Below are 7,049 nucleotides of genomic sequence, written 5' to 3' on the forward strand. Positions count from 1 at the left end.
CCGGCTCCGCCGCGTTGCGACGTTCAAATCCGTCTCTGACGGAGTCGCCGCTCATCCCGGCGGCTGGCGTGCGTAAGCGCCCGGTTTTCCACTCAATTGCCGCCTCGATCCACTTTCAATGATTTTGCGTATAAACTGTCGGCCTGACGCAATAAGGAACTGCTAAAAAAATGACCGAACTGAAAAACGATCGCTATCTGCGCGCGCTGCTGCGCCAGCCCGTTGATGTGACCCCGGTGTGGATGATGCGCCAGGCGGGACGCTATCTGCCGGAGTATAAAGCCACCCGCGCCGAGGCCGGCGATTTTATGTCACTGTGCAAAAACGCCGAGCTGGCCTGTGAAGTCACTCTGCAGCCGCTGCGTCGCTATCCGCTTGATGCGGCGATCCTCTTTTCAGATATCCTGACCATCCCGGATGCGATGGGGCTGGGGCTCTATTTTGAAACGGGCGAAGGTCCGCGTTTCACCACGCCCATCGCCTGCAGGGCCGACGTCGACAGGCTGCCGATCCCTGACCCGGAAGATGAACTGGGCTATGTGATGAACGCGGTGCGCACTATCCGCCGCGAGCTGAAGGGCGAAGCGCCGCTGATCGGCTTCTCTGGCAGCCCCTGGACGCTGGCGACCTATATGGTGGAAGGCGGCAGCAGCAAAGCCTTCACCGTGATTAAAAAGATGATGTACGCCGAGCCGCATACCCTGCACGCGCTGCTCGATAAGCTGGCGCAAAGCGTCACGCTCTATCTGAACGCGCAAATCAGAGCCGGTGCTCAGTCGGTGATGGTTTTCGATACCTGGGGCGGCGTGCTCACCGGCCGCGACTATCAGCATTTCTCCCTGGACTACATGCATAAAATCGTCGACGGCCTGCAGCGGGAGAACGACGGCCGCCGGGTGCCGGTTACCCTGTTCACCAAAGGCGGCGGACAGTGGCTGGAGGCGATGGCGGCAACCGGCTGCGATGCGCTGGGCCTTGACTGGACCACCGATATCGCCGATGCGCGCCGCCGGGTGGGCCATAAGGTCGCCCTGCAGGGCAATATGGATCCGTCGATGCTCTATGCGCCTCCCGCACGCATTGAAGAGGAAGTGGCGACTATACTTTCTGCTTTCGGCCAGGGCGAGGGACACGTCTTTAACCTCGGACACGGCATCCACCAGGATGTGCCACCAGAGCACGCTGGCGCATTTGTGGAGGCGGTGCACCGGCTGTCCGCGCCATACCACTGCTAAGGAGTCACAATGGATCTCGCGTCGCTACGCGCTCAACAGCTTGAACTTGCCTCATCGGTGATCCGCGAGGATCGCCTGGACCGCGACCCGCCGACGCTGATCGGCGGAGCGGACGTGGGATTCGAGCAGGGCGGCGAAGTGACGCGCGCCGCGATGGTGCTGCTGAAATACCCCTCCCTGGAGCTGGTTGAGTACCGCGTCGCGCGGATTGCCACCACCATGCCCTACATCCCCGGTTTTCTCTCGTTTCGTGAATATCCGGCGCTGCTGGCGGCGTGGGAGCAGCTGCCGCAAAAGCCGGACCTGCTGTTTGTCGACGGCCACGGTATTTCCCATCCGCGCCGTCTCGGCGTGGCCAGCCACTTCGGGCTGCTGGTGGATGTGCCGACGATCGGCGTGGCGAAAAAGCGGCTGTGCGGGAAGTTTGCACCGCTTTCCGCCGAGCCAGGCGCTCTGGCACCGCTGATGGACAAAGGTGAACAGCTGGCGTGGGTCTGGCGCAGCAAGGCGCGCTGCAACCCGCTGTTTATCGCCACCGGCCACCGGGTCAGCGTCGACAGCGCCCTGGCGTGGGTGCAGCGCTGTATGGGAGGGTATCGTCTGCCGGAGCCGACGCGCTGGGCGGATGCGGTGGCTTCCGGGCGTCCGGCGTTTACGCGCTGGCAGGAAATCCAGCGCTAATTCAGGTACACTGCCGCTAATTTCCGATTCGAGAACTCAACATGTTACAAAACCCCATTCATCTGCGGCTGGAGCGGCTGGAAAGCTGGCAGCACGTTACCTTTATGGCCTGTCTGTGCGAGCGCATGTATCCGAACTATGCCATGTTCTGCGGGCAGACCGGCTTTGGCGACGGCCAGCTCTATCGTCGGATTCTGGATCTGATCTGGGAAACGCTGACGGTCAAAGATGCGAAGGTTAACTTCGACAGCCAACTGGAGAAGTTTGAAGAGGCGATCCCCGCGGCAGCGGACTATGATCTGTACGGCGTCTATCCGGCCATCGACGCCTGCGTCGCGTTAAGCGAGCTGCTGCATTCGCGCCTGAGCGGCGAAACGCTGGCGCACGCCGTTGAGGTCAGCAAGACCTCCATCACCACGGTGGCGATGCTGGAAATGACCCAGGCGGGGCGCGAAATGAGTGACGAAGAGCTAAAGGAAAACCCCGCCGTTGAGCAGGAGTGGGATATTCAGTGGGAAATATTCCGGCTGTTAGCCGACTGCGAAGAGCGCGATATTGAGCTGATAAAAGGACTGCGTGCGGACCTGCGCGAGGCCGGTGAGAGCAATATCGGTATACTTTTTCAGCAATGAGACCAGAAATCGTGGTTTAACGTCTGAATTGTCATGCCTGGAGTCTTCCCTTCCGCCCCCCGTCTGGTCTACATTTGGGGGGCGAAAAAAAGTGGCTATCGGTGCGTGTATGCAGGAGAGTGCTTTTAAGGCATTTCCGTCGCACTCGATGCTTAGCAAGCGATAAACACATTGTAAGGATAACTTATGAACAAGACTCAACTGATTGATGTAATTGCAGACAAGGCAGAACTGTCTAAAACTCAGGCTAAAGCTGCTCTGGAATCCACTCTGGCTGCAATTACTGAGTCTCTGAAAGAAGGCGATGCTGTGCAACTGGTTGGTTTCGGCACCTTCAAAGTGAACCACCGCGCTGAGCGCACTGGCCGCAACCCGCAGACCGGTAAAGAGATCAAAATCGCCGCAGCTAACGTACCGGCATTTGTTTCTGGTAAAGCGCTGAAAGACGCAGTTAAATAAGACCGCGTGGCCGTGAACAGTTTTAACGAAGGGGCGGTTTCGCCCCTTTTGTCTGTCTGGCGTCGTACGCTGCTGTTCACGGGCGTGCTGCTGCTTACGGCCTGCGGCAGCCGTTCTGGCTTACCGCCCTTCACCGCCAGCGGCTTTGTGGACGATCGGGGCGTGATTCGCATCTGGCGCAAAGACGCTTCCGACGGCGTGCGTCTGCTCTCGGTCTTTAGCCCCTGGCGTGACGGCGAAACCACCACCAGCGAATACCGCTGGCAGGGTGAGACGCTCTCGCTGATTGAACTGAAAATTTACGGCAAACCGCCGGAACACGTTCGCGTCCGTTTTGACGATCGCGGCGAACCAAGCTTTATGCAGCGCGAGGTTGAGGGGCAGAAGGAGCCGCTCTCCGACGATCGCATCGCCCTGTACCGCTATCGCGCCGGACAGATCCGCCAGGTAAGCGACGCTCTGCGCCTTGGGCGAGTGATCCTACGCCAGGGCCGCTGGCATGCCAATCGCACGGTTACCACCTGCGAAGGCGAGGTGGTTAAGCCCGATCTCGAACCCTGGGCGATCAATCATATTCTGAGCCGCCAGAGCCGCTCCTCTTCTGACGTAAGCGTGGCGTGGCTGGAGGCTCCTGAAAGCTCTCAGCTTTTGCTGGTGGCTAATTCTGACTTCTGCCACTGGCAGCCAACCGCCAAAACCTTCTGAGCGCGTGATGCCGAACGAATGACAAAAACGGGCGGCCCCGATACCGGAGCCGCCCGTCCGTCAGGCGCTGTTACGATTGGGCCTTAGCGCCGTTCGCGCTCAATGGCGCGCCAGCCGATGTCCCGGCGGTAGAAGCAGCCCTCCCAGCGGATGTCGCTCATTAAGGCGTAGGCGCGCTGCTGCGCTTCGGCAACGGTATGGCCCAGCGCGGTGACGCACAGCACCCGTCCGCCGCTGGTCACCACCTGCTGGTTATCCGCCAGCCGGGTTCCGGCGTGGAATACTTTGCCGTCCGCCGCCTCTTCCGGCGGCAGGCCGTGAAGGGTATCGCCCGTGCGATAGTCGCCCGGATAGCCGCCCGCCGCCATGACCACGCCCAGCGAGGCGCGTTCGTCCCATTCTGATTTCTGTTCGTCAAGCGCGCCTTCGCAGGCGGCCAGGCAAAGTTCGACCAGGTCAGACTTCATGCGCAGCACGATCGGCTGAGTCTCCGGATCGCCAAAGCGGCAGTTAAACTCGATAACCTTCGGGTTGCCCTGCTTATCGATCATCAGCCCGGCATACAGGAAGCCGGTATAGGTGTTGCCTTCCGCCGCCATGCCTTTTACGGTTGGCCAGATAATGCGTTCCATGGTGCGCTGATGCACCTCGTCGGTGACCACCGGAGCCGGGGAGTAGGCACCCATGCCGCCGGTGTTTGGCCCGCAGTCGCCGTCGCCGACGCGCTTATGATCCTGGCTGGTCGCCATCGGCAGCACGTGCTCGCCGTCGACCATCACGATAAAGCTGGCCTCTTCGCCGTCGAGGTACTCTTCGATCACAATGCGATGGCCCGCGTCGCCAAAGGCGTTGCCCGCCAGCATATCCTGGACGGCGGCTTCGGCTTCTGCCAGCGTCATCGCCACGATCACGCCTTTACCCGCCGCCAGGCCGTCGGCCTTAATGATGATCGGCGCGCCTTTCTCCCGCAGATACGCCAGCGCGGGGGCTATTTCGGTAAAGTTCTGGTACTCCGCCGTTGGGATCCGATGGCGGGCAAGGAAATCCTTGGTGAACGCCTTAGAGCCTTCCAACTGCGCCGCGCTTTTGGTTGGCCCGAAAATCTTCAGCCCGGCGGCGCGAAAAGTATCGACGATGCCCGCTACCAGTGGCGCTTCCGGCCCCACGATAGTCAGATCGATCCCTTCGCTACGGGCAAAGTTGAGCAGGCCCTGAATATCGGTGGCGCTGATGGCGACGTTTTGCAACGTTGGCTCCAGCGCGGTGCCGGCGTTGCCCGGCGCGACAAAAACGGTTTCCACCTTCGGCGACTGCGCCGCTTTCCAGGCCAGGGCGTGCTCGCGACCGCCGTTGCCAATGACTAATACTTTCATCGTTTGCTCCATTAGTGGCGGAAGTGACGCATACCGGTGAAGATCATCGCAATGCCGTGTTCGTTGGCGGCGGCAATGACCTCATCGTCGCGGATGGAGCCGCCGGGCTGGATCACGCAGCTCACGCCAACGGCGGCGGCGGCGTCAATCCCGTCGCGGAACGGAAAGAAGGCGTCAGAGGCCATCGCGGAGCCTTTCACCTCCAGCCCTTCATCGCCTGCCTTAATCCCGGCAATTTTTGCGGAGTAAACGCGGCTCATCTGGCCCGCGCCGATGCCGATGGTCATATTTTCTTTGGCGTAGACAATGGCGTTGGACTTCACGAATTTCGCCACCTTCCAGCAGAACAGCGCGTCGCGCAGCTCCTGTTCCGTTGGCTGGCGCTGTGTGACGACGCGCAGCTCGTCTGCGGTAACCATACCCAGATCCCGATCCTGAACCAGCAGGCCGCCGTTAACGCGCTTGAAGTCCAGACCCGGCACGCGCTCGGCCCACTGGCCGCAGACCAGTACGCGAACGTTCTGCTTGGCGGCAGTGATTTTCAAGGCTTCTTCCGTGGCGGACGGGGCGATGATCACCTCCACAAACTGGCGGGAGATAATCGCCTGCGCCGTTTCGGCATCCAGTTCGCGGTTAAAAGCGATAATGCCGCCGAAGGCGGAGGTCGGGTCGGTTTTATACGCACGATCGTAGGCGTCGAGAATCGTGGTGCTGACCGCCACGCCGCACGGGTTGGCGTGCTTCACGATAACGCAGGCCGGTTCGCTGAACTCTTTTACGCACTCCAGCGCGGCATCGGTATCGGCAATGTTGTTATAAGAAAGCGCTTTGCCCTGCACCTGCTGTGCGGTGGCGACGGACGCTTCTTTTACCTCTTCTTCTATATAGAAGGCGGCCTGCTGGTGGCTGTTCTCGCCGTAGCGCATATCCTGCTTCTTAATAAAGTTCAGGTTCAGCGTGCGCGGGAAGCGCCCGGCGGCCTCTTTGCCGTCGCCGTGGTAGGCCGGCACCATGCTGCCGAAGTAGTTGGCAATCATGCCGTCGTAGGCGGCGGTGTGCTCAAACGCCTTAATGGCGAGATCAAAACGGGTAGCGAGGGTCAGCGAACCGTCATTATGGTCCATCTCACTGATAATGGCCTGGTAGTCGCTGCTCTTAACCACGATGGCGACGTCCTTGTGATTTTTTGCCGCGGAGCGCACCATCGTCGGGCCGCCGATATCAATATTCTCTACCGCATCCTCCAGCGAGCAGCCTTCGCGGGCCACGGTCTGCGCAAACGGATAGAGGTTCACTACCACCATATCGATGGGAGCGATGCCGTGCTGTTCCATAATCCCGTCATCCTGACCGCGGCGGCCGAGAATGCCGCCGTGTACTTTCGGATGCAGGGTCTTTACACGTCCATCCATCATTTCCGGGAAACCGGTGTAATCGGAAACTTCGGTCACCGGCAGACCCTTTTCGGCTAGCAGGCGGGCGGTGCCTCCCGTAGAGAGCAGCTCCACGCCGCGGGCGGAAAGGGCTTGGGCGAATTCGACGATACCGGCCTTGTCAGAAACACTGAGCAGAGCGCGGCGGACTGGGCGATGTTGTTGCATGGTAAATCCCCTGGATTTGACGATTGCAGAGAGCGTTAGCTGAATTTTTCGTGAAAAGCTCAGCTAACGCCCCTTATCGGGCATCTTTGTTTTGCCGGGCATTGTAACGAAAACGTTTGCGTAGCGCTCGCGAATTTTTCTTCTCGCGAGCGGTCGTGGTTTTTTGTGTGCGCTATTGCCTTTATTACCAGAGGAATGGCGACGATGAAGGGATGCTGATGTGGATAACTCTGTGTGTAACAAGGTATAAGGCGGGGTTTTGCTGGGGAAAGCAGCAGTCGATCAACTTTCTGTAATTTTTCTATTGCGGGCGTCAGAGAACTCCCTATAATGCGCCTCCATCGACACGGCGGATGTGAATCA

At 59.8% G+C, this 7,049-nt stretch carries 7 protein-coding genes; 5 read left to right on the plus strand and 2 right to left on the minus strand.

Annotated elements, in window-relative coordinates; all coding sequences use genetic code 11:
• The first annotated feature begins 170 nt into the window (after nt 1-170).
• From hemE to GJV78_RS19805, 5 genes are all read left to right on the plus strand, one after another.
• Nucleotides 171-1,235, plus strand: coding sequence for a uroporphyrinogen decarboxylase (gene hemE / locus GJV78_RS19785; protein ID WP_155109924.1), 1,065 nt, complete (start codon nt 171-173; stop codon nt 1,233-1,235).
• 9 nt (nt 1,236-1,244) lie between these two features.
• Nucleotides 1,245-1,916, plus strand: coding sequence for a deoxyribonuclease V (gene nfi / locus GJV78_RS19790; protein WP_155109925.1), 672 nt, complete (start codon nt 1,245-1,247; stop codon nt 1,914-1,916).
• 41 nt (nt 1,917-1,957) lie between these two features.
• Nucleotides 1,958-2,548, plus strand: a complete 591-nt coding sequence (locus GJV78_RS19795; protein ID WP_155109926.1) for a YjaG family protein — start codon at nt 1,958-1,960, stop codon at nt 2,546-2,548.
• A 186-nt stretch (nt 2,549-2,734) separates the two neighbouring features.
• Complete coding sequence (hupA, locus tag GJV78_RS19800) at nt 2,735-3,007, plus strand: nucleoid-associated protein HU-alpha (RefSeq protein ID WP_001044509.1); 273 nt, start codon at nt 2,735-2,737, stop codon at nt 3,005-3,007.
• A gap of 12 nt (nt 3,008-3,019) precedes the next feature.
• Nucleotides 3,020-3,712 carry a DUF1481 domain-containing protein gene (locus tag GJV78_RS19805; protein WP_167519669.1) on the plus strand — a complete coding sequence of 231 codons (693 nt, stop codon included), beginning with the start codon at nt 3,020-3,022 and terminating at the stop codon, nt 3,710-3,712.
• Between the two features lie 83 nt (nt 3,713-3,795).
• Here the strand turns inward: GJV78_RS19805 and purD are convergent, their stop codons facing one another.
• Nucleotides 3,796-5,085 (minus strand): phosphoribosylamine--glycine ligase, encoded by a 1,290-nt coding sequence (purD, locus tag GJV78_RS19810; protein WP_155109927.1) that lies wholly within the window; start codon nt 5,083-5,085, stop codon nt 3,796-3,798.
• An 11-nt stretch (nt 5,086-5,096) separates the two neighbouring features.
• Nucleotides 5,097-6,686 carry a bifunctional phosphoribosylaminoimidazolecarboxamide formyltransferase/IMP cyclohydrolase gene (gene purH, locus GJV78_RS19815; RefSeq protein ID WP_155109928.1) on the minus strand — a complete coding sequence of 530 codons (1,590 nt, stop codon included), beginning with the start codon at nt 6,684-6,686 and terminating at the stop codon, nt 5,097-5,099.
• Between the last annotated feature and the right edge of the window lie 363 nt (nt 6,687-7,049).

The sequence above is a fragment of the Intestinirhabdus alba genome (assembly GCF_009711095.1).
GTDB lineage: Bacteria > Pseudomonadota > Gammaproteobacteria > Enterobacterales > Enterobacteriaceae > Intestinirhabdus > Intestinirhabdus alba.